Consider the following 24,639-nt stretch of genomic DNA (forward strand, 5'->3'; position numbering starts at 1 on the left):
AAGTGCGGAAACACTCTGGTTTGTGTCCGGACAATCAATTAAAAATCAACTGTTTATGTGCAGGTGCCTGAAACTTCGAATCAGAAGGCATTCTGCTTAACCAAACTTTAAAACAAATGTATCAATTTTATACAAAAAAAAATGGTGTAGCTGTGCGGCTATACCACAAAATATGGCTCATTATGCGATTAACCACCGTCATATTCATAGCATCTCTAATGCAAGTCAGCGCTGCTGGTTTTGCACAAAAAATTACTTTGTCCAAATCCAAAGCTCCGCTCGAGGAGGTGATCAGGATACTGAGATTGCAGAGTGGATTTAATTTTATAACAACAGGAGAATTACTGGATCAGTCTGCAGAGGTTACCATCAATGTGAAAGGGGCAGAATTTAAAGAAGTATTGGAGCGGATTTTTGAGAATCAACCAATCACTTACCGTATGTATAAAAATACGGTTACTTTATTGCCAAGAAAAGAGTCGTCGGTCATCGAGCGACTCAGGGAAGCGTTTATTCCCGCTCTGGACTTGACCCTTAAGATTACAGATGAGCAAGGGAATGCATTGCCAGGGGCAACTGTTAAGATTTTGAGGACCAGTAAGGTATTCAGTACCGATAACAGTGGTACGATAAAACTAACGAATCTCGAAGAAAATGAAGCCATAGAGATTTATTTTTTAGGATATGAAACAGCCAGATTAAAAGCCGGTCCTGGATTAAGGCAGATCAGCATGAAACCTGAAATAGCTAAACTGAATGAGGTGGTTATCAACAAGGGATACTATACAACTACACAGAAATTGAATACAGGTTCTGCTATTCAGATTACGTCTGCAGATCTGGAGAAGCAACCTATTGCAAATCCTATTCAAGCACTTCAGGGAATGGTTCCTGGAATGTATATCAAATCTAATTCGGGTATGTCAGGGGCGTCAACTACAGTGTTAATAAGGGGACGTAACTCAATCAATTCAGGTCTAATTCCTTTATATATCATAGATGGAGTGCCATTTAATGGCGTACCGGTAGATCAGCAGTTGGGACCTGCTGTTACGATTCTAGGTGGCCAGGCAAATGGAAATACTGATCCTCTGAACAACATCAATCCTGCGGATATAGAAAGTATGACTATTTTAAAAGATGCAGATGCGACAGCGATTTATGGATCAAGAGGAGCAAATGGCGTTGTGCTAATCACAACTAAGAGGGCAGGAAAAGGAAAGCCTACCCTGAATGTTAATTTTATGAGTGGTTTAGGGGAGGTGGTAAAGCAGCGTCAATTATTGTCTTCGGAGGCTTATCTAGCCCTACGTAAGCAAGCTTTTGCAAATGATAACCTTGAGCCCACAGCAGTCACTGCTCCTGATTTGCTAGTCTGGGACCAGGCTGCAAATAAAAATTATCAGGACCTTCTGATAGGTAATACCGCAAGGCTTAATGAAGCGACGGCATCACTTGCTATGGGGGCCGATAGGTCATCTCTGTTATTTAGCGGTACCTATCGGGACGAAAAGTCTGTAATGTACGGAGGAAAAGGTTTTAAAAGGGGAGGTTTTAATCTCCGCGGTAGTCATGCATCCAGCGATAACCGATTGAAAATGGATCTTGGTGCGAATTTAAGTATTAGTAACAACAACATGCCAGGTGCAGATTTTGCAGCAGCTGCGATCACCATACCTGCAAATTATCCGCTTTATGATCCTGCCGGGCAGCTTTATTGGATCAGGAATTTTAATAATCCACTTGGAACAGCTCGACAGGCATTGCTTAACCAGAGTAGCAATATTGTCTTAAGTGCAAATATTTATTATCAGATATTAAAGAGTCTGAGTTTTAAAACCAACTTAGGTTATAATATGGTTTCTCAGAAGCTGACAGCTACAAATCCTGGAAGTGCACAAAACCCGCTGGTGGTAACACCGCTGTCATCAGGGATTTACAATAGTAATGAAGGGAAAGTATACATTGCTGAACCCCAGTTGGATTACAAGACTAAGTTATGGAGAGGAAATCTTACAGCTACTTTGGGCGGAGCCTGGCAAAATAGTAAAAACGAGATGCCCTATTTCATTAACGCTAATACATTTGCTTCTGAAGCATTGTTGGGCAGCTATACAAATGCAGCAGTATTTACTACGATAAGAAGTCTTAGTTCAGATTACCGTTATGTATCGGGATTTGGTTTGTTGAATTATAATATTGCGGATAAATATATCTTCAATGCAACTTTCAGGAGGGACGGCTCCTCTCGCTTTGGTCCAGGAAAAAAGTATGGGAATTTTGGATCTGTAGGTACAGCTTGGATATTTTCTGAGGAATCTTTTGTTAAAGAAAAACTCAATTTTTTAAGTTTCGGAAAGCTGCGGAGCAGTTACGGAGTTATTGGTAATGATCAGGTAGATAATTATGGTTATATGGATACTTATACGACCACTACCTCAAGTTATGGTGGTAATTCTGGCTTTTATCCTACTAGAATTGCTAACCCTGTTTTCAGATGGGAATCGAACCGCAAGTTCGAAATTGCAGCTGAGCTGGGTTTTTTAAAAGACAGGATTAGACTAACCTCTTCTTACTATCGCAACCGATCTGACAACATGGTAGTAAGATCTGCACCTTTACCTGCACAAACCGGTTTTGTTTCCTATACAGAAAATCTGGACGCATTGATAGAGAATTCCGGAGTCGAGTTTGATCTCCATACGGTTCCAGTAAAGAGCAATTCGCTGACCTGGGAGCTGAATTTTAACATATCTGCGTCCAGAAATAAATTATTAAATCTTCCTGCGGAATTATTTAGCTTATATGGAAATACCTATCAAGTCGGTAAGAGCATCAGTTCTTATGCTGTATATAAGCACACGGGGTTTGTTGATGGAGTAGCGCAATTTGAGGATTTAAATGGAGATGGAAGTATCAGATTTGGTTTAACCAATGATTATTATGTAGCAGCGCCGAGAGATCCGAAATTTTTTGGTGGGCTTTCATCCGGATTAACTTATAAGCGGTTGCGTTTGGATTTGCTATTTAACTTTGCTCGGCAGAAAGGTATTGCTCAAACTGCTTTTCCTGGACTAATAGGTAGTCAGCTCAGTGATATGCTTGATATTCCCTTCAAGCCGAGTACACTTACAAGTTCTTCAGCCTATTCATCTTATGCAAGGTATATCGCTTCGGATGCAGTCATTGTAGATGCCTCCTTTATCCGCCTTAGAAACTTATCGCTCAGTTATGCTTTACCAGAGCGATTGCTTGGAACTGTAAAGGCTAAAAAAGCACAGTTGTTTTTGCGTGGACAGAATTTATTTACGATAACGAATTATAAAGGTTTAGATCCTGAAACGCAAGGTTCAATTTTGCCACCGCTAAAAATGATAACGGCAGGTATTCAGTGTTCATTTTAATATAAACGTGATGAAAAATATTTTAAAAATTAATAAATTAAATATCATTTCAGCTTTATCTCTGGTAATGATTTTATTCAGCAGCTGTGAGAAATTAATCGAGGTAGATGTTCCTGTAAATCAGCTTACAAGCAATGAGGTTTTTCTGGATTCAGTTACTGCTCAGGCAGCTGTGAACGGCATGTATTCTGTGATGTACAACACTACAAATGCAGGTACCGTTACTGCCTCCACATTTGGCACTTTTGTGATCAATATTCCTGCGCGTTCGGCTGACGAGATGTATTGGCCGTCTAGTCCGGATGATGAATTTGTAACAAACACTATTCTACCGGAATCTACCAATATTACTTCACTCTGGATTAGTCCTTATCAAACCATTTATCAGGCAAATAAGATCATCTCCGGTATGGAGGCTTCGTCATTATCATCGACATTAAAAAAGCAGTTGATAGGCGAGGCTAAATTTGTCAGGGCTTTCTGCTATTTTACGCTGGTTAACTTTTTTGGTGATGTTCCTCTGGTAGTGTCGACAGATGTTTTGGTAACACGGGTCCAGGGTCGTACCCCGGTAGCGCAAATTTATAGCCAGATGATTCAGGATCTTAAGGATGCGCAATCAGCTCTATCTGCAAACTATTCATGGTCCGCCAATCTAAGAACAAGGCCAAATACCTGGGCGGCAACAGCTCTTCTGGCCAGGGTTTATTTATACAATAAGGATTATGCATTGGCCGAGTCAGAATCCTCAAAGGTAATTGCCCAGCAACCCATGTTTGGTTTACCAAGGCTAAATGAAACCTTTTTAAAGGCGAGTACTGAAACGATATGGGCATTTAATACCAATCAGTTCGGTTATCCTTTTATTGCAAGAGCGTTATTGCCAACCAGTAGTGCTGCAGATCCAAATCAGGCTTTGACAACTACTTTGGTTTCTGCTTTTGAACGAAGTTCAACAACTCCGGATCTTGAGGATGACAGATATGCTGCCTGGGTAAGAACTTCACCTGGAGGGATAGCTTATGCTGCGAAATATACCTCTAACACCGCGGGAGCTAATACTGAGTTTGCTGTGGTACTGAGGTTGGCTGAACAGTATCTGATCCGTGCTGAAGCCCGCGCTCAGCAGAATAACCTTTTAGGTTCTATTTCTGACATTGACCGAATTCGTACACGCGCTGGTCTGCGTGGTACTACTGCTCAAAGCCGAGAACAGTTGTTGCTGGCTGTAGAACATGAGCGACAGGTGGAGTTATTTCTTGAATATGGACATCGCTGGTTTGATTTGAAGCGCACCGGGCGGGCAGATGTGGTTTTAGGTGCATTAAAGGGGGATAATTGGCATTCAACTGATCTACTCTATCCTATTCCACAATCACAAATTATAAATAATACGAATCTAAAACAGAATGATGGTTATTGAACTACTCAATAAAAGCGGCCAAGTGCCGCTTTTATTCTTAAATATCGTATGCATCAAAAATTTACTATGAGAAATCACTTCAAAAAAAACATCCTTTTTTTATTTCTTGTCATAAACAGCTATCAGTTAAGTGCACAAACTGTAGTGCAGGGGAGTCTTGAACAGCTGACTGCTGATAGTTTGATCTTTTATTATTCATATCACGGGAAAATTCAAAAAGTATGTTTGCCGGTCATAGACGGAAAATTTACTTGGGCAGTTGATTTAAGAGAGCCTGTTATGATTTCTGCCTACTTGCCGGTTTTATCCACTACAATGAAATATGCTTTCTATGCAGAACCTGGGAATATGACATTAACGGGTAGCGTACGTAGCAAGGAAACGTTTAGAGATATTAAAATATCTGGCTCCAGAACGCAGCATGAATATGAAAAATATAATGCCCTGGTTGCAGTAAAATATAAAGAATACCTGGATTTGAATGAGCAAATTAAGCGATTACCATTAGCTAAACGGGCTGGATTGGAATCAAAACTGGAGCTTGCTAGACTTGAATATTCCCTGATTATTCCAGAAACTTTCATAAAAAGTAACCCGAACAGCTACCTTAGTGCCGATCTTTTGTTTGACCTCAGTTCGAAAAGTAAAGGGGAAATGATATCAGAATTATATAAACTTTTAGGAGCCAAAGTAAAAGAAAGTTATGCAGGCAAACAGGTTTTGCGCTACCTGGGAGCAATAAAAAATGCAGCATTAGGTGAATCTGTATCAGATTTTGAGTTGAAAGATGAGGAAGGAAATTCAATCAGATTTAGTGATTTTAAGGGAAAGTATGTGTTGATTGATTTTTGGGCAAGTTGGTGTGCACCATGTCGTGCCGAGAATCCCAATTTGTTAAGAGCGTATGATAAATATAAAAACAGCAATTTCACCGTAGTCGGTATATCTGTTGATAAAGATAAATCGAAATGGGGTAAGGCAATAAAGGAAGATGGAATGCCATGGATACAGCTAATCGATGAGCGGAAAGAAAATGGAGGGATCATAGATCATTATGGTATAAAAACTATACCTGCAAGTTTCCTTGTAAATCCTGCAGGACAGATTATCGGTAAAAATCTCAGAGGTAATGCTTTAGATGCGAAACTTGAAGAAGTTCTGAATGGCGCTAAACCGTAAAATTAACGCTATGTTTTCAAACCTGCTACGTTACTGGCATATATATAGTAGTTATGTGCAGGAAATTGGAATAAAAAATGAGGAAGGTAAAGACGGAAATATTCAAAACCGTCTTTTTACCTTCCTAGTCATTTATGGTCTTCCCTTAGGGCTCTTATCGTTGATCCCATCTGTAATTGTGGAATATAGAATGGGCGAGCTGTTTATTGCTTTTGCTGACATTGTAGGCATGTCATTAATTATTTTGCTAACGCTTAACAGAAATGTGGGATTTGAACTACGCAAGTATTTTGTCGCAGGCATGTTGATGTTGTTTTCTGTTATGAAGATAGCAACTCTTGGTTCATTTGAGGTAGGTAGCACTTATTTACTTGCATTTAGCATCTTTATATCGCTCTCTTTTTCCAGAAAACTAGCGTATGTTTCGATAATTGCCAATTTAACGATCTGTGTTGGCTTTGCGTTTCTCATTAGATTTAAATTATTTAATTCAGCTATTCTTGATAGGTATACTTTCGAAACATGGAGTATTTATGCGCTCAATTTTTTGGTTGTTGACCTTGTATTGGTCATGCTCGTTTGTTTGGTTATAAAGGATATGGAGCGGGCAATTCAGAAATCGGAGGGCCTTTTTGAGAGACTTCAGCAAGAGGCAATCATGACATTAAAGCGCAAGCAGCTTTTGGAGGAATCCGAGATACATTATCGAAGTCTGTTCCTGCTGAATCCTTTGCCTATATTGATATATAACACTGCTAATGCTGATATTCTTCAGGTGAACATTGCTGCAGTGAAACGTTATGGATATACTGAGGCTGAATTCCTGAAAATGAGCATACAAACTATTTTTTCAGTAGGAATAAGAAATCAGACCAGTTCACTCCAAGAAATCAAGTATGAAAATAGCATCGGTTCACAAACTGTTAGCATGCATTATCCTAAAAACAGTAAGCCTTTCATTGCGGATGTCAGCTACAGCAATATCTCATTTATGGGAAGTGATAGCCGGCTATGCATTGTACGGGATATTACTTCTGATATAGAATTTACAGAAGCCATACAGAGAAAAAATGAAATGCTTAATGAAATTGCATTTATGCAATCCCATTTTGTTAGGGCGCCATTGGCTCGTATCCTAGGATTGGTTGATTTATTATCCAAGAGTTCAGCTATTGGAGAAGAAGATAAACAGATCCTGACCTATCTTTTGGATTCAGCGGCAGAACTTGATAGGATTATCAAAAGTATAGTTGATCATACCGGTAACTCTGTTGAAAAATAAGCTTAGAAAGATTAGACTGGATTTGAAGTTTGATTTTTAAAATAATTAATATTTGCTTTGAAAAACCGTTTTTGTTGAAATTTCATTATAATTTTCTTTTAAATTATTATTATATATTTAAAAAATAAATAATTAATATATTGTATCGATTATAATTTATAACGATATTTTTAAAAATGGATACTTTTGAACGATATTATTTTAGAAGTTAAAATTTCAATAAAAATTTTCATCATAATATTTACTTATAATCTAAAAAAATAAGTTACCTATTTTTTTTAGATTATAATTTGAAATCACATGGTTAACTGCCAACCATTTCTTTCCTATGATACAAGCCCCCAATCTGCCATGGCATTGAGTACAGTTTGCAGGCTCATGCCATGCTTGGTAATCTCGTATTGCACCTTTATCGGCTTGGTATCCAATACAGTTCTTTTTTATAAGCTGGTGCAATTCCAGCTCTTGCAATTCCTTAGACAGCATTCTTGGTGCTATCTCTTCTACTTCACGCATTAACTGCATAAAATGGATACTCCCTTTATACATTAATGTACCTATAATAAAAGTTTTCCATTTACTATTCAGTACATCCTTGGCGTCACGAATGCCGCGAAGCATTTTTCCGCATAACATTGGATTTTCCAGATCGTAAATTATATTATTATCACTCATCTCAATATTATTTTAGACTAAGTTCCCTATAATTATCAACATATACAATGGTAATATACTTCCCTTTTTGTAACCACTACACTAAAGGTAAGACATAACTGATTTATAGTTGCCAAGCCGGAAATTTGTGGCATAATCACTCAGCTATCTAATCAGTTATATGATCAAACAAACAACCATACTTTTCCAGCTACTCTTGATGGCCTTTGTATTTACGGCTTGTAGCCAGGAAAACCCTAACAAAGGGGTAGATAAAACTTCAAACAAAAAAAACTTAAAATTAAATAACATGCAAACAGTAAATCAAAAGATGAAAGTAGATATCTGGTCTGACATCGCCTGTCCATTTTGCTACATAGGTAAAAGAAATTTTGAAACGGCAATGAAAGATTTCCCAAACAGGGATCAGATAGAAGTTGAATGGCATAGTTTCCAGTTAGTTCCCGATGCTAAAAGCGGCAACGGGCTCAATGCTGATGAGGCCCTCGCAGCACATCACCACACCTCGGTAGAACAGGCCAGGGTAATGAATGACCAGGTCAGTAGAATGGCTGCCGGGGTTGGTTTAAAATACAACATGGACAAATTGGTTTGGGCGAACACCTTTGATGCGCATCGTATGATACAATATGCGAAAACCATTGGTAAAGCTGATATCCTTGAAGAAAGGTTATTCCAGGCACATTTCATCAATGGAGAAGATGTTGGGGACTATGCTACACTGATACGCATAGCTGTAGAAATGCAAATGGATAAAGAGAGCGTAAAGGGAATCCTGGCAGGCAATAAGTTTGCTGATGAAGTGAAAAAAGATATTGAAGACTTTGCAAGATTAGGAGGAAAAGGTGTGCCCACTTTTGTATTGGGAGGCAATAAAGCCGCTTTTAGCGGAGCTGTTTCACCCGCTAATATCAAGCGTACGTTGAACAGTGTTTTCAACGAGTGGAAGAAAGAACATCCCTCTACAGATATCCAGGGCGCAATCTGCCTGCCCGGTGGAGACTGCAATTAATTCCGGCCAATTAAAATCTATAAATCAAATTCTCAATGAAAGTCAATAAACATAAGTGTTTCCGGGGCTATATAATGGCTGTTGTTTTGCTTTTAGTCATTAAAAACAATGCTATTGCGCAGACCATACTTCCCCTGGAACAGGCCCTTAAAATGGCTATGGAAAATAGCAAAAGATTAAAGGCAGATAGTCTTCAATATGGTATTGCCCAATCAAGGGTAACCCAGGCAGAACATGCAAATTTACCTCAATTATCAATCACCTCCAGTTACCAGCGGGTCAGCAGTAATATTACACCCTTTAATATCCAAATGCCAACAGGAAGTTTCAGCATAAATCCACAACTACTGAACCAATCCTTCAATGCTGTTCAGCTTAACCAGTCCTTGTTTAGCGGAGGTAAAAACGCATATAATAAAAAATCGCTGCAAAGGGAAAGTGAAGCTTCTCGGTATGACATAGAGGCAGCACAAATAAGCCTGCAAAAACAAGTACTTGAGATGTGGTATGGATTATATAATGCTACAAAATCAGCATATATCATTGAGACCAATATATCAACTTTACAAGAGCGCAAAAAGGACATGCAAACGCTGCTAAAACAAGGGCTTGTACTGGAGAATGATGTGCTTAAAATAGACCTTGCCATGAGCAACCTGCAAAATACCCTGGCTGAGGTAAAGGCCAACAAGGCTATTTTAAATGATAACCTTTGCATTGCTACAGGCCTGGGCGAAAATACGCTCATCACAATTACAGATGCAGAGATTGGGAAATTACCCGTTAAACCAGAACAGTCACGTGATGAAAAGCTCTGGTTAAACCGTCCGGAATTACGTGGTTTCTCACGCCGGGTGGAATCTGCAGCATACCGCACCAAATCAATCCGCGCAGATTATCTCCCAACTTTGGGATTGTTTGCCACTTTCAATGTAGATAATCCAAATCAAAGGGTAATTCCTTCAGTAAATAAATTTTACCCAACCGCATTGGCCGGGATTAGGTTAAACTGGAACATATCTTCACTATACACAAACGGTGCAAGGGTTCGTGAATCAAAATTAGCTGAACAGCAATTACTCAGAAACAGCGAACAGGCAAGTGATCAGATCCAGTCCGAGGTAAAGGCATCATTGCATCAGGTGTCAAAAACACTGGAAAAGCTGGGCCTTGTGCAGAAACAGCTGGAACAGGCAAAAGAAAATTACCGTGTGGAGCAGAACAAGCTCAAGGAACAGGTGACCACGCCTACCGATTTCCTGGAAGCCAATTCCATATTGCTACAGGCGGAGCTGAACCTCGCTACTGCACAAGCCAATAACGAACTGGCTGTTTATAATAGTATCCTTTCTAAAGGCAATCTTCTCTTCTTTAAAAAACAATAAAAAATTTAAAAATGAATAATCTTAGAAACATAATTTATTTGCTCCCGATGATGCTGATGATGGCCAGTTGTTCAACAGAGAGCACAGATAACGCACAGCTGGAAGCAGATATAAGCCCCGTAATTCCACGTATTAATGGGATGGTTACCAAAATACGGGTGAGTGACAACCAACAGGTAAAAGAAGGCGATACACTGGTACTTCTTGACGATGCCGCCTCTAAAATCGCAGTAGCCCAAGCGGCAATTTCGTTATCACAAGCACAGCACAACGTATCCCTTGCCGGAAACAACAAGAATACAGCGAATGTGAATGTTTCGAACGTCACGGCAAATGCCGATGCTGTATCTGCAAATCTTTCGGCATCAAATGCCGCCATTGAATCAGCTGCCGAGCAACTCCTTGTAGCAAGTAAAAATTTTGAACGCTACCAAAATCTGCTGCAACAAAAATCGGCTACCCAACAACAGTTTGACCAGGCAAAAATAACAAAGGCGGAAGCAGAAGCACGTTTAAAAACAGCAAAAAGCCAAAAGAATGCATTATTAAAGCAAATTGATGCCAGTCGTTTACAGATTACCAGTACGCAGACCCTGGTTTCTAACTCCAGCGAGAACATAAGACTCGCGGAATTGGCGGTAGAACAGGCAAGAAATAGCCTGGATGCTGCAAAGTTACAGCTCTCTTACTGTACTATAGTTGCGCCAGCCGACGGGATAGTATCTAAAAAGAATGTACAGATTGGCCAGGTCGTGGCTCCGGGGCAACCTCTTATGGCTGTTACCGATAACAAAAAGGTATGGGTTGTTGCCAACTTTAAAGAAACGCAGGTAGAGAAAATGAAACCAGGACAAGAGGCCACAATAAAGGTTGATGCATATCCAGATGAGGAATTCAAAGGGCATGTAGAATCCATTGCACAGGCGACGGGTGCCAGATTTTCATTCCTTCCAGCAGATAATGCTACGGGAAACTTCGTAAAAGTAACACAGCGTATACCTGTAAAAATAGTATTGGGAAACAGTAACAATAAACAAACACCCCTTCGTCCCGGGATGAGCGTATTTGTAAAAGTTAAAACAAAATAATCATGCATGACAACAATCAATCGCTGGAAGCAGTACAGCAGCCTACTTTTGAAACAGGAGTTCGTAAGTGGCTGATCACGATCACCGTTATTACCTGTGCGTTGATGGAACTTATCGATGCATCAATTGTAAACGTAGCCACACGTCAGATTGCAGGTAACCTGGGCGCTACCATTGAAGAAACAGCATGGGTGGTTACCGCTTATGCGATATCGAATGTGGTAATTATACCCATGACTGGCTTTTTAAGCGATCTTTTTGGCCGCAAAAGATATTTCACCGCATCTATCATCATCTTTACGGTTTCCTCGCTGCTTTGTGGTACGTCGGGATCCATAGAAATGCTCATCTTCTGGCGTTTTGTGCAGGGCATAGGCGGAGGAGCCTTACTGGCTACAGCGCAGACAGTCCTGGTAGAAACCTTTCCGCCCGAAGAACTCGATAAAGCCAACGGTATCTTCGGCGCCGGCATTGTTATCGGCCCAACACTTGGACCGTTATTGGGCGGTTTTTTAACGGATAATCTTTCATGGAACTGGATCTTCTATATCAATATCCCGATTGGTATCGTAGCTGCGTTTATGTCATGGAAATACATCAAAGGAACACCGGTAAAATTACCTGGAAAAATAGACTGGCTTGGCATCGGGGCATTGGTCGTAGGAGTTGGAGGTTTACAGATGATACTTGAAGAAGGAGAAAGAAAAGACTGGTTTGCCAGTAATTTTATCACCAGCTTCTTTACCCTTACGATAGTTGGTCTGGTTATATTCATCTGGCGGGAGCTAACCACTAAAAATCCTGCAGTAGACCTGAGGGTGCTGGGCAACAGGAATGTAGCAATAGGCTCCATCTTACGCTTTGTATTCGGGATGAGTATTTTTGTGTCCATTTTCTTATACCCCGTATTTGTTCAGGGGTTTCTGGGCTGGAACGCAACCCGGACGGGATTGCTGATCTTGCCCGGGGCCTTCCTAACCGGAATGTTAATGGGTGTAAACGGTGCGCTTGTTAAAAAAGGGATAAATCCAAAGTTCCTGTTAATCTTTGGATTTTCTGCGGTAATCGCATTTTCATATTTCTTTTATAAGCATACAACACTGGCAGCGGGAGAATGGGATCTTTTATGGCCACAAATAATCAGAGGTCTTGGATTTGGTTTTATTTTTGTGCCTGCAGCAAGTCTGACACTGACCGGGCTTAAAGGCCGGAGCATTGGCCAGGCCTCTGGTTTATCCAATATGTTACAATTACTCGGCGGATCAGTTGGCATCGCATTGGTAAACACCTACGTGGTAAGACGAATGGCCGTTCATCGTATCGAACTAATGGATAACCTCTCGCTGTATAATCCACAATCTATGGAACGAATGAATGGGCTGATCAATCAATACCAGGGCGATGGCAAATCTTATACACAGGCCTATGAGATGGCCATGGCCACAATGAACGGAACGTTAAATGTGCAATCAGCGGTAGTAAGCTATGGTGAAGGTTTTTTACTCATCGGTGTAATGTGTGCCGTTGTGATTCCGCTGATTTTCTTTGCGAGGATCAAAAAGGGTGAAAGTATCGTAGTTGACTCAGCGCACTAACGCCCTAGTAAACATGAAAAAAACCTTCCAGATCGATTTATATTTTGAGAATCCATCTGGAAGGTAAGCTGATCAATAGCTAAAACGGCTTATTTTGGTGATTAATTACTGAAATAAGCTGATTTTAGATAGGTTCTCAGATCGGTTGGTTTACGGCCCAATAAATTCTCCATTGCAGGATCGATTTGCTCCAGATCATGGTGCCTGAATGTTTCTGCAAATAAGGATAAGATAAAGATACCATCTTCAGGAACATTGTATTTCTTCAATGTAGCCTCATAATCCGCTGGCTCAGGACTGATGTAAGTAACCTGTTTACCCGCCAGTTCTGATAAAACTTCAGCAACATCGGCAAAAGAATAAGCTTTCGAACCGGTAATCACATAGGTTTTGTTTTCATGTCCGTCAGAGGTAATTGCATTCGCAATTGCTTCTGCCATATCTGTTCTCAATGCAAATGCCGCTTTTCCATCCTCAGCAGGAAAATATATTCCTGTATCTACAGCTTTTTCACCAACGTACATTGGGATGGTTTCAGCATACATTGAATTCTGGAAGATGGTGTAGGTCAATCCACTACTTTTTATATAAGCTTCTGTATCTCCGTGTGAAGCCGCCAGAGGCATTAAAGGCGTAGTACCATAATTACTTACGGCTCCACTAGTATAATAAATGTGTTTTAAGCCTTTCTCTTTTGCAGCATCAATGACATTTTTATGGTCCTGCAAACGGTCAAGCGAACTCGAAGAAACCAATAACAAATCCTCAATACCTTCCAATGCACTTATTATCGAAGATGGATCGGTATAATCTCCCACACGTACTTGCACTCCTTTGGCTTTCAGATTGTCTGCTTTATTCTTGTCACGAACCAATGCTACCACTTGTTTTGCGGGCACTTTTTTAAGCAAACTATCTATAGTTGCCTTCCCTAAATGCCCCGATGCTCCTGTTACTAAAATCATGTTCTTGTTATTTAATTATTTAAAACTCACGCACTAATTTCATACCTGTATCAATCATTTCTGATACCTCCGGAAAAGAACAATTAAATGTCACCTAAAGACTATATATCCACCAGCTGAAGTTGTAGATTTAAGCTAATTCCTGCAGCGAGTCATCCAATATTAAGTTTTCCCTGAATTAATTTCGGAGCTAAGTTACATGTATTTGCTATATATAATATATCACTATACAAATGGATACTGGTATACATTTGTATAGTATCAAATGGTTATATGTTTATTGTTTTATTAGAGAACTAGTTTCTAAAATAGAAAGGATGATATCTTCATTTACACATAGACTACATTCCAAGTGAGTGATGGAATTAGAGTTCTTTGTGCCTGTCATGAATAATATGACGACTTTAAGAAGCTATTGTATCCTATAATTGATTCTTAGAAACACCAATAAGGAAAGCAAAAACCTAGGGATTAGGAACATTACCAAAGATATCGATTTCTTAATCCGAAGAGCCTTATAGTCACCAATCGAGAAACATCCTTGAAGGTTGAAAAACGGTTATTTACGATCAACAATCAATAAAAAACTATCATGACAAATATTTTAATCATCGAAAACGAAATTCTAAATATACTAAGGCTTAAAAAAATGCAACATGTGTTAAACGACAATATTTGAATTCAGGGAAAGCTGCAAACGGTGAAAGAGAGTATAGGTTGTCTTGTAAAACCAGCCATGTAAATATCATGTTTGGGTTTATATATAATTGGTATCATCATATTGTGGAATTATGCTTTCTAAGGGAGGAAAAATATGGTATTAGGAGTTGGAATCAAAATGCCAGCGGTGTGAAAGAAATAAAATTAGACATAACATAGAATTCATATTGGTATCTTAACTTTACCGACAGTTGGGATTTTATGAAGAATTTATCAGACGAAGAATTATTTAGGCTGGTCAGGTTCGATGATGAGCGTGCATTTACAGTTTTGTTTGATCGTTACAAAGTCCAAGTGTATCGACAGGTCTTCAGGCGTATTCAATCTGATGCTGATGCCGAGGAAATACTACAAAATATTTTCATTTCTGTTTGGAAAAATAGGAAAACCATTGTAATTGAGCAAAATATTTTTCCTTATCTTATGGGGGCTGCGAAAAACTCCGTATTTGAGTATTACGCAAAAACTTCCAAAGCTATCGCTCACAGTCGGATTTTATCAGCTATTCCTGAACCCATTGAATATCCTGCAGAAGATTTCATTATGGCTAGAGAGTTGGAAGGATTGATTTATTTGGAGATTCAGAAAATGCCTGAGACAATGCGGAAGATTTTTATGCTAAGCCGGAACCAGGAAGCTTCCGTGCGGGATATAGCCGCAACGCTCAGCCTATCTGAGCAAACCGTAAAGAATAACATGACGATGGCGCTCAAGCAATTACGGTTAAAACTCGATTCTAAATATATGATTCATCTGTTGCCTTTTGTATTGTTTTTAAATTAACACATTGGTAATAATTGTTTAACGGTACTAGTGTCCGTTTTATCCAATACTATAGATGAATGGAAACATCATCTCAAAACGAAAAAAACAGCGCGCTGTTTCGAAAGTATCTGGCTGGAAAATGCAGCGCTGAAGAAAAGCAGGTCCTCGAAGAATGGTATAATTCTTTTGATCTTTCTCCTTTACCCGAAGCGGGGCAGGAAAAAGCATCGCTTAAAAGGGTAAGGAAGTGGCTTCTGGCCAATGTTGGTTCTAATCTACCCCGGCCTAATCCACTTCTTCGATTATCCTTATCTTTCCGTATCGCGGCAGTAATTGCTTTAGTCTGCAGTATTTCATTGCTCATTTATTTTGCCGGAAATTTTGATGCTGAACCGCAACTCGAATTTCATGCCTTAAACGGCCAGCTGAAAGTGATCAGTTTGCCGGATGGTTCCATTGTCACGCTGAATGCAGGATCAACACTTAAAGTAGGACCTGATTTCCGTAAAACAAATAGGTCAGTCGAACTTTCGGGTGAAGCTTATTTCGAGGTCAGTAAAGATGCGAGCAGGCCATTTATCGTCAGCACTGGTGTTTTGTCCACTCGTGTCCTGGGTACCGCGTTTAACGTCCAGGCCTATCCAAATGATCGCCTGCTTGCCGTAACTGTTGCTGAGGGCAAGGTCAGGGTTGACAGTGAGCGAAAGCGTTTATCATCAGCCCTTACACCAGGCAGACAGTTGATTTACAATAAATCAGATAAAACTTCAGAGGTAGTTGAGGTGAATACAGCACACATCAGCGCCTGGCGCGGAGGCATACTCTATTTTGATAATGAATCCATACCTGATATTGCAAAACGACTGGAGCGCAAATTCAATGTCAAAATTGAAGTCAGGGGTGAAGCCAGGCCGGACTGCAGGTATACGCTTCGGATCAGCAAGGAAACGCTGGGTAAAACGCTCCGGCTGTTGAGTACAGTGGCAGGGATAAAATATATCACCAATTCACAAAATCAGATCACCATTAATACCGCATTATGTAAATAAAATTACGCAGAACCTAAAAACGGGAAATGCTGAAACATTCCCCGTTAATGTGCCGGGCTGAAGCAGCGCAGGCATTCATTTTAAGATCTCTAATCATTAAAACTCATTTCAAAAATGCAAAATAATACTTGTAAAGTCTTTTTACAAAATCAAAAAAATATAAAAATAAAATACCTGCTTCTCCTGGTATGCCTGATTACGCTAATCGGTAAACCCGGGCTTTCATTTGCAGACACAGCGGTTTACAGTCAGGTGTTAAAAACCACCCGCATCACTTTGGACCTGCAGGATCAAAGCATTGTGAATATCATCTCAGCGATCGAAAAGAAAACAGGTTTATTCGTGGCTTATAATTCTAAAAAATTTGATGTCAGCCGCCGAACTTCCATCAGGGTAAAAAATGAAGTGCTGGAGAAAGTTTTCAGGAAAATAATGCTTGGCTATGAGGGCAGCGTTACTGAGCTTGATTCCAGGCACATCATCATTAACATTGATGAGCCGGTCCTTAAAGGTAAGGCGGTTCAGGATAGGACTGCTGCTGGTATCAAGCTGAGCCGCATCTCAGGGACGATCACCGATGAGACAGGTGGTCCGTTGCCCGGAGTAAACGTCAAGGTTAAGCAAAGCACAACAGGGACGGTCTCTGATTCACAGGGGCGTTTTTCCCTGGAAGCAGAAATGGGTTCAGTGTTGGTATTCAGTTATATCGGATTTTCTGCCCAGGAGGTAGTTGTCGACAAGTCGGCTGATTTGAAGATCATCATGCGCGCAGATGCGCAGACACTGAATGAATTGGTCGTGGTAGGATACGGCGCCAAGCGGCGTGAGCAGATAATTGGCGCAATATCTTCGGTTCCGGTAAAAGAAATCGGCAGCCGGAATTATTCCAATACAGCGGAAGTACTGCAAGGTACCGTGGCTGGGGTGACCGTGGTCAATAACGGTGGGAGTCCAACTTCTACGCCTTCATTCAAAATACGGGGGATTGGATCGATCAACGATGAAAATCCTTTGCTGGTAGTTGACGGGGTGGTCTACAATGGATCAATAAATTCTATCAATCCAAAGGATATAGAAAGTATCAGTGTTTTGAAGGATGCCTCAGCGGCAATTTATGGTGCCAGGGCTTCTGGAGGGGTCGTATTGATCAGTACAAAAAAGGGGAGTAAATCATCCGAACCCCGTGTCAGCCTGAACTATCAGCAGGGCTATCAGACAACCGGTAAAAGACTGGAAGCCCTGAATGCAGCGGAGTTTGCAGATGTCGTCAATAAGGTAAGGGCTGACGGTAATTTGAGTCCCGACGCAGCATTTGACCCGGCTATATTCCCGGATGCGCGAAACACAAAAACAATCTGGATGGATGAAATATTTCAGACTGGAAAAATATATGACCTTACAGGTTCGGTAAGTGCCGGTTCGGATAAAGCCTCCATATTTGTTTCCGGAGGATACCGCAGAAATGAAGGTGTATTGTTGAACTCTTACGGTGACAGGCTTTCTACGCGGATAAATTCCTCCTTTAAGTTATTTGACAATTTTACCTTGGGGGAGAACCTTTCCTATTCTATTCGTAACGGGCAGGCAGGAAATACTTCCAGTGCACAGGAGGGAACCATTCTTACGGCATTGATCTATCCTTCCAACGCCACAATTTACCGTGAGGACGGTTCGGGAAAATTCGGTGGTGTTCCTGAAAAGTATTCGGGTTCTTTTGGTGATGTGATCAATCCAGTTGCTTACCTGAAGCGTCTTGACATCGATAACCCTGTCAATGAAATGTTGTTGAATCCGTATTTAGAATGGGATATCATTAAGGGTTTGAAATTCAGAAGTAACTGGAGCTATACCAGGATCAAAAATGATTTCAAACAATTCAGCCCTAAAGTACTTGAGCCCGGCAAAATTTTTAACTTCAATGAACTTACCCAAAGTAGCAGCACCTTTACTTCGTTGCTAAACGAGCAGACTTTACAATATAGTCCCAGCCTGGGTACTGATCACAGCTTAGTTGTTTTGGCTGGCCATACATTTGAAAACTGGAAGAATGAAGCATTTAGCGTAACTGCGACTGGTTTTGACAATGAACTGGAAGATCTGCGTTACCTGAGCAATTCTACACAAGCCATTGCTTTAGGAAAATACAGCGGTTCTGGTTATGAAACGGCCCTTGAGTCTTATCTAGGACGTTTGAACTATTCGTATAAACAAAAATACTTGCTGGAAGCAGTTCTCAGAAGAGATGGTACCTCAAAGTTGACCAACAGTAACCGCTGGGAATGGTATCCCTCAGTTTCTGCCGGATGGGTACTGAAGAAAGAAAGCTTCCTGTCTGATGTGGATTTTGTATCTAATCTGAAGCTGCGTGCCAGCTGGGGTAGGATCGGAAACCTGGGTGTATTGGGAAATTATGCATTCAGTATTCCATTAACCAAGACCCAGGGATTGTTGGGTGAAAGTACAACCATAGTCCCTGGATTTGCGGAAACGCAGTTGTCCAACCCCAATCTGAAATGGGAGATCTCCCAGCAGCAAAACCTGGGTCTTGACTTTGCATTCCTGAACGAATCACTGATCGGAAGTGTAGATGTGTTTGTGAAAGAAAATAAACAAATGCAACTGAACAAGATTCTGCCGGGTGTAGCAGGTACTTCTGGTGGACAGACTGTTAATGCTGGGATTATGCGCAATAGTGGTATCGAAGCCAGTTTAACCTACAGGAAGAGCCTAAGGGAATTCTCTTACAGTGTGACGGGTAATGTCGCTTTTCTTAAGAATGAGCTAAAAGAACTTTATGATGGTACGACTTCCTTTCTGACGGGTACCACCGTCAGGAGTCTTCCTATGCCTAACATCGCCAGGGTTGGTGATGCTTTCGGTTCATTTTTTGGCTATAAAACAGCTGGGTTATTTCAGTCCGATGCAGATGCTGCAGCTTACGCTAATTCATCAGGAACACGTTATCAGCCAAATGCCAAAGGCGGAGACATCAGGTTTGTGGATACCAATGGCGACGGAATACTGGATACGAGAGATCAGGTGATCCTGGGTAACCCTTTTCCGAAATTTACCTATAGTCTGAACGGTAATCTTGCCTATAAAGGATTTGATCTGAACCTGTTTTTTCAGGGTGTAAGTGGAAATGATTCTTTTAATGCGGTAAAATATACAGGTTTGAATGCTTCTTTTCCAGGATATAACTTGCTAAGTGAGGTTAAAAATGCCTGGACACCTCAAAATACAAATACCAGTGTCCCGCGGTTGTCTTATACTGATGCCAACAATAATTTCGGCAGGATTTCGGATTTCTACATCGAGGATGCTTCTTACCTTAGGTTAAAAAGTTTAACGATCGGGTATACACTTCCTAAAAAGATGCTGAAAGGATTTCAGCCAAGAATCTACCTGACTGGACAGAACCTATTTACCATTACCAATTATTCCGGTATGGACCCTGAAGTTGGATTGTCCAATCAAGGACTTGATCTGGGAATGTATCCGGTAGCCAAAGCATATCTGTTCGGTATTGATTTCAATTTTTAATGAATATTCAAAAAATAAGTATGAGACTTTTACAAAATTATATTTTTCTACTGGCATTGGTTCTTTTTGCCGGTTGTCAGAAGCAGCTTGACCTGGTTCCACAGGGAGCACCCTCTTCGGGTAATTTTTGGAAAACTTCCGAGGATGCTGTGGCTGGCATCAACAGCATTTACCAGTTGTACAGCAACAACAACATGTATGGGGGAGGTTCCTTCTACTACATGAGTACAAGTGATGACATTGCCTGTAAGGCTACAGGAAATGCTGACCGTTTCAAGTATTTTCAGCTGGACGGTAATGAATCCGAAACCAGGACAGTGTGGTCATTGCATTATCAGGCGATGAAACGGGCTAATGATGCCATACGCAATGTGCCTGCAATATCCATGGAAGCTAAGTTAAAAGACAGGATACTGGGTGAAGCTTATTTCAACCACGCGATCATGCACCTTGAACTGGCCTATAAATATGGTGATCAGCGTGCGGGAATCCCAATTCCAGATCGTGAGAGACCAGAAAACATTTATGTCCCGCGACCGAAATCCGTAGCAGAAAACTATGCCTACATTGTTGCTGATCTGGTTAAAGCTGCTGAGCTGCTGCCTTACTTTTCAGAATTGGGAAAGGCTGATTATGGCCGCGCACATAAAACGGCAGCCTGGGCTTACCTGGCGCGTACCTATTTGTATGCCAGGGATTGGGCGAAAAGCCAGAAATATGCGGATATGGTCATTTCCAGTAAACAGCATAAATTACTGGAGAATTTTACCGATGTGTTCAAAATTTCGGGCAACTGGTCTTCAGAGTACATCTGGTCGGTCACCAACAGTGCACAGTTTCCAAACAGCGTGGGATGTATCTTTCCAGGCATCCTGCTGGAAGACAAAGGCTGGGGCGTCTACAACGGCTGGGGTTCTTTTTATCCTACTAAAGAACTTTATGATGCCTATGAAAGTATAGACAAACGTTTGCCGGTAACAATACTGAAAACCGGGGATAAATTCATGTTCTTTGGCCTGGAAAGGAGCTATAATGTGGGTAGTTTTACCGTGAGCTCTAGTAACCGTAGCGGCTATCAGTTCAATAAATATATGGAGCCCTATACCTATGCCAATCCTACAGGGGTTTATGTCAACTCAAATGGTAACCGTCCGACTACGGCAATGAATGTCCCCTTATTGAGGTATGCGGACGTGTTGCTGATGCGTGCAGAGGCCGCCTTGATGCAGGGTCAGAGCGGTGACGCGGAGATCAATGCCATAAGACGCAGAGCAGGACTGCTCCCTTTGTCCGGAGCAACACTTGCAGACCTTAAAAAAGAACGCCGCTGTGAGTTTGCCGGAGAATGGACCGACCGTCACTGGGACCTGGTACGCTGGGGTGATGCGCAGCAGACTTATGCGAAACCACTACACCATGCGGATGGGCGTGAGATCTATACAGCAAGGACATTCAATCCTGCAAAACATCATGTGTGGCCAATACCGCTGGAAGAAATCAGGGTTAGTAACGGCACTTTACCTCAAAATGAAGGATGGTAATGGGAAAGGCAGGTTTTGTTAGGCAAAGTGGCTTAGTGGTTTTTTTCATTCACTTGATCGCACTTACAGCTTTTAGTCAGCAAAGGATAATATCCGGCAACCATTTGATCGCCCATCGGGGTGGTATCGTGGACAGTACTTCTGCTGAAAATAGCAAGGAAGCTTTGGAAAGGGCCATAGACAGGGGATACTGGATGGTGGAAAGTGATTTGCGTGTAACTAAAGATGGCGTTTTGATCACGTATCACGACCAAACATTTAAGCGGTCCTTCGGCCTGGATTCCGCGGTGACAGATATGACATGGGAGCAGATCCGGCGGCTTAAAAGTGCGAAGGGTTACCAGGTTATGTTATTTGAGGACTTGTTGCGTCTGAGTAAGGGTAGAATTGGCATAATGATCGACAATAAGATCCGTGGAAACGACAACGTTCTTTTTGCAAAGGTGATAAACTTGCTAAAGCGTTATGATCTTTATAAAAATGCCCTAATGATCGGCACAGAAGAATCGGCAGCTTTTTTCACAGGCAAGATCAAGCTGAGCTGCACCAGGAGTCAGTTGGAAACAAATATGCGCAAACCCGGTTATCGCTCCTCTGACTTTTACCTTTTTTCAGGAGATATTTCCAGGAATGATGTCCTATGGGCGAAAAAGCACAAAATCCTAGCGGTAGGCGTGTTGAATGCCTGGGCGATTAAGTCTCCGGATGCAGACCATGTTGCCAGTCAAAAGGCAAATCAGCTTCTCGCCGCGGGGCTCAGTCATTTTCAGATTGATTCTGTTTTCGAATATTTATTTAATCATTAAACTTTTTACCGGCAGTAGAATCTCTACTGCCGGTATATTATATCCTATTCTATGCGATTATTATTTATACTCCTGTTTTCGGGGGTTTTATACGCTCATGTCCTGCCAGCACAAACAACCGGCGGTTTTAAAAGCGACATCCTTTCCGGACCAACCCCCTGGACCAATACTAAATTTTATAATAACCCGGATCATTTTCAGTTCGCAATTGTGTCGGACAGAACAAACGGACACCGTAATGGCGTGTTTGAGCAAGCCATTCAGAAACTCAATGGTATGAAACCGGAGTTCGTTTTAAGTATAGGTGATTTTATTGAAGGGTACACCCGGGATACTGCTGTCCTTACCCAGCAGTGGAACGAATTCAACGCGGCGGTTAAACCACTCACCGTACCGTTTTTCCACGTTCCTGGTAATCATGATGTTTCCAATGATGTTCAGCACGGCATGTGGATGAAACAGTTCGGCCGGGATTATTATCACTTCATTTATAAAAATGTCCTGTTCATCACAATGAATTCAAGTGAAGGGGATGGGGTGCCGTTTAGTAAACAACAGTTAGATTATGTTGACCAAGTCATCAGGAACAATGCGGGTGTCAGATGGACATTTCTACTCATGCACCACCCGGTTTGGAACAACAGGGAAACCAACGGCTTTTCAGGTATAGAAAAAAGCCTCAAAGGACGGCCGTACACGGTAATAGCGGGTCACACCCACCGATATCTGTATGCAAGCCATAATGAACAGGATTACTACATACTGGGAACTACGGGCGGAAGCAGTTCGCTCAGAGGAGCGGCTTTTGGTGAAACTGATCACGTGAGTTGGGTAACGATGACAGAGAGAGGTCCTTCGTTAATGAACCTGGAACTCGATGGGATGTTGTCTCCTGATTTCGCTAATCAAAGAACAAGAACACTTGCGGCTGCAATTTCAAAAGAAGCCGCTGTCATGCCCTTTGTACTGTTGCCGGAAGCGGGTCATCAGGACAAGCCAGGTCAAATTCATTTTAACCTCGCAAATCATAGCAATCTTACTTTAGGATATCGAGCGCGGGTATTTCAGCATTCAGTGCTCAGTCTTTCAGAAAACCTTTTCGATATGAGTATTCCCGCTAACGGTATCGGTCAAAAAGCGCTGCAGCTAGCCTCCTTCAACCGGACTTTAGCCCGCTCCGTAGACTCTATTGAGATACAATGGAATATGGCGTATAAAACCACAGAGAAGGGACTGCCTGCGCTGGAGGGGATCTTACAATTGCCCGTTCAAAGATCCCTGCCTAAGGTAGTAGATACCGCAATTAAGGTGTTTGTCGCTCCGAAAACAGTCAGCATGGTTAACCCTTTTGTCAATACCGTATTGAGATATACTTTAGACGGGAAAGAGCCAGATGGGAAATCTATGGAATACAAGGCCCCCTTTGTGATTCACAAAACGACAAATGTAAAAGTTAAGGTATTTAGCCTGGATGGCACAGCAAGCAGTGGGACGCAAGCTGTAAATTTTAACAAACTCAATTTGACACCCGCAATCGAAACTGGTAGTGGGCAGTTTTCAGCGGGCTTAAGCTATAGTTATTATGAAGGAGCGTATAAGAAGGTACCGGATTTTTCGCAAATGAAACCAATTAAAAAGGGTGTATTGAAAAGTTTTGATCTGGATCTGGTTAAAGGAAAGAGACTGAACCAGTTTGCCATGCTGATTGAAGGTTATGTTAAAATTGATCAGGATGATCTTTATCAGTTTTATCTGACCTCTGACGATGGCTGCAATCTTTACATTGATGATCAGCTGATCGTGAATAATGATGGTTCACACAGTGCGCGGACAAAGGATGGATTTGCTGCCTTAAGAAAAGGTATGCATAAGATCCGATTTGAATACTTTGAGGATTTTGATGGGGAAATGATCAGGCTGGAATACAGCCCCGCAGGCAAGATAGATAAAATAGACATACCTTTCAACAAATACTTTAATTGATCCTCACCTTTAGGGTTATTATAAAACCGTATTTGGAAATAATTATAAGATGCTCTGTGTAAAGTTTGCTGAACTTAATTGTCCGTGATTTGTCATGAAGAATGGGGCGAAAAATTGTTAAATGTTTAAGTTTAATAAAGAATAAAATTGAAAACCGTAAAGATCATTAAACATTTAAGGTTTGTTTATGCGTGGAGTATTAATGAAATCGCTTGTGATTTCTA

16 protein-coding genes and 1 pseudogene are annotated in these 24,639 nt (G+C 41.1%); 14 read left to right on the top strand and 3 right to left on the bottom strand.

Features of this window, described 5'->3' with window-relative positions; all coding sequences use genetic code 11:
* Positions 1 to 182: 182 nt before the first annotated feature.
* Genes IM797_RS19835 through IM797_RS19850 form a run of 4 tightly spaced genes read left to right on the top strand, consistent with a single transcriptional unit; the run spans position 183 to position 7,288 of the window.
* A complete protein-coding gene (locus IM797_RS19835) occupies positions 183 to 3,404 on the top strand; it encodes a SusC/RagA family TonB-linked outer membrane protein (protein ID WP_194128911.1) in 3,222 nt (1,073 codons plus the stop codon).
* Between the two features lie 10 nt (positions 3,405 to 3,414).
* On the top strand, positions 3,415 to 4,827 hold the full coding sequence (locus IM797_RS19840) for a RagB/SusD family nutrient uptake outer membrane protein (RefSeq protein WP_194128912.1): 1,413 nt from the start codon (positions 3,415 to 3,417) through the stop codon (positions 4,825 to 4,827).
* Positions 4,828 to 4,875: 48 nt separating this feature from the next.
* Complete coding sequence (locus tag IM797_RS19845; protein ID WP_194128913.1) at positions 4,876 to 6,006, top strand: TlpA disulfide reductase family protein; 1,131 nt, start codon at positions 4,876 to 4,878, stop codon at positions 6,004 to 6,006.
* A gap of 10 nt (positions 6,007 to 6,016) precedes the next feature.
* The gene (locus IM797_RS19850; protein WP_194128914.1) at positions 6,017 to 7,288 is read left to right on the top strand and encodes a PAS domain S-box protein; all 1,272 of its coding nucleotides are present in this window, start codon (positions 6,017 to 6,019) and stop codon (positions 7,286 to 7,288) included.
* Positions 7,289 to 7,614: 326 nt separating this feature from the next.
* Here the strand turns inward: IM797_RS19850 and IM797_RS28605 are convergent, their stop codons facing one another.
* Together IM797_RS28605 and IM797_RS28760 are read right to left on the bottom strand one after the other, a co-directional pair.
* Complete coding sequence (locus tag IM797_RS28605) at positions 7,615 to 7,695, bottom strand: hypothetical protein (RefSeq protein ID WP_370583102.1); 81 nt, start codon at positions 7,693 to 7,695, stop codon at positions 7,615 to 7,617.
* Between the two features lie 79 nt (positions 7,696 to 7,774).
* Positions 7,775 to 7,963: pseudogene (locus IM797_RS28760) on the bottom strand (hypothetical protein); the annotation flags it as partial.
* 160 nt (positions 7,964 to 8,123) lie between these two features.
* On the opposite strand from IM797_RS28760, the gene IM797_RS19860 reads away from it, so the two are divergent.
* The 4 genes from IM797_RS19860 to IM797_RS19875 are packed head-to-tail and all read left to right on the top strand — an operon-like array spanning position 8,124 to position 13,043.
* Positions 8,124 to 8,975, top strand: coding sequence for a DsbA family protein (locus IM797_RS19860; protein WP_194128915.1), 852 nt, complete (start codon positions 8,124 to 8,126; stop codon positions 8,973 to 8,975).
* 35 nt (positions 8,976 to 9,010) lie between these two features.
* Positions 9,011 to 10,360, top strand: coding sequence for a TolC family protein (locus IM797_RS19865; protein ID WP_194128916.1), 1,350 nt, complete (start codon positions 9,011 to 9,013; stop codon positions 10,358 to 10,360).
* 11 nt (positions 10,361 to 10,371) lie between these two features.
* Positions 10,372 to 11,448 (top strand): HlyD family secretion protein, encoded by a 1,077-nt coding sequence (locus IM797_RS19870; RefSeq protein WP_194128917.1) that lies wholly within the window; start codon positions 10,372 to 10,374, stop codon positions 11,446 to 11,448.
* A 2-nt stretch (positions 11,449 to 11,450) separates the two neighbouring features.
* The gene (locus tag IM797_RS19875; RefSeq protein ID WP_194128918.1) at positions 11,451 to 13,043 is read left to right on the top strand and encodes a DHA2 family efflux MFS transporter permease subunit; all 1,593 of its coding nucleotides are present in this window, start codon (positions 11,451 to 11,453) and stop codon (positions 13,041 to 13,043) included.
* Between the two features lie 101 nt (positions 13,044 to 13,144).
* Here IM797_RS19875 and IM797_RS19880 read toward each other — a convergent pair whose 3' ends face one another.
* A complete protein-coding gene (locus IM797_RS19880; RefSeq protein WP_194128919.1) occupies positions 13,145 to 14,008 on the bottom strand; it encodes an SDR family oxidoreductase in 864 nt (287 codons plus the stop codon).
* 921 nt (positions 14,009 to 14,929) lie between these two features.
* Between IM797_RS19880 and IM797_RS19885 the strand changes: the two genes are divergently transcribed.
* From IM797_RS19885 to IM797_RS19910, 6 genes are all read left to right on the top strand, one after another.
* Complete coding sequence (locus tag IM797_RS19885) at positions 14,930 to 15,511, top strand: RNA polymerase sigma factor (protein ID WP_194128920.1); 582 nt, start codon at positions 14,930 to 14,932, stop codon at positions 15,509 to 15,511.
* A gap of 59 nt (positions 15,512 to 15,570) precedes the next feature.
* Positions 15,571 to 16,542 carry a FecR family protein gene (locus IM797_RS19890; RefSeq protein WP_194128921.1) on the top strand — a complete coding sequence of 324 codons (972 nt, stop codon included), beginning with the start codon at positions 15,571 to 15,573 and terminating at the stop codon, positions 16,540 to 16,542.
* A gap of 114 nt (positions 16,543 to 16,656) precedes the next feature.
* Complete coding sequence (locus tag IM797_RS19895) at positions 16,657 to 20,085, top strand: TonB-dependent receptor (RefSeq protein WP_194128922.1); 3,429 nt, start codon at positions 16,657 to 16,659, stop codon at positions 20,083 to 20,085.
* 20 nt (positions 20,086 to 20,105) lie between these two features.
* Complete coding sequence (locus tag IM797_RS19900) at positions 20,106 to 21,626, top strand: RagB/SusD family nutrient uptake outer membrane protein (protein ID WP_194128923.1); 1,521 nt, start codon at positions 20,106 to 20,108, stop codon at positions 21,624 to 21,626.
* Complete coding sequence (locus IM797_RS19905) at positions 21,626 to 22,432, top strand: glycerophosphodiester phosphodiesterase family protein (protein WP_194128924.1); 807 nt, start codon at positions 21,626 to 21,628, stop codon at positions 22,430 to 22,432. Before IM797_RS19900 ends, IM797_RS19905 begins: the two co-directional genes overlap by 1 nt.
* A 51-nt stretch (positions 22,433 to 22,483) precedes the next feature.
* A complete protein-coding gene (locus IM797_RS19910; protein ID WP_194128925.1) occupies positions 22,484 to 24,415 on the top strand; it encodes a PA14 domain-containing protein in 1,932 nt (643 codons plus the stop codon).
* Positions 24,416 to 24,639 lie beyond the last annotated feature (224 nt).

The sequence above is a fragment of the Pedobacter sp. MC2016-24 genome, assembly GCF_015223055.1.
Taxonomy (GTDB): Bacteria; Bacteroidota; Bacteroidia; order Sphingobacteriales; family Sphingobacteriaceae; genus Pedobacter.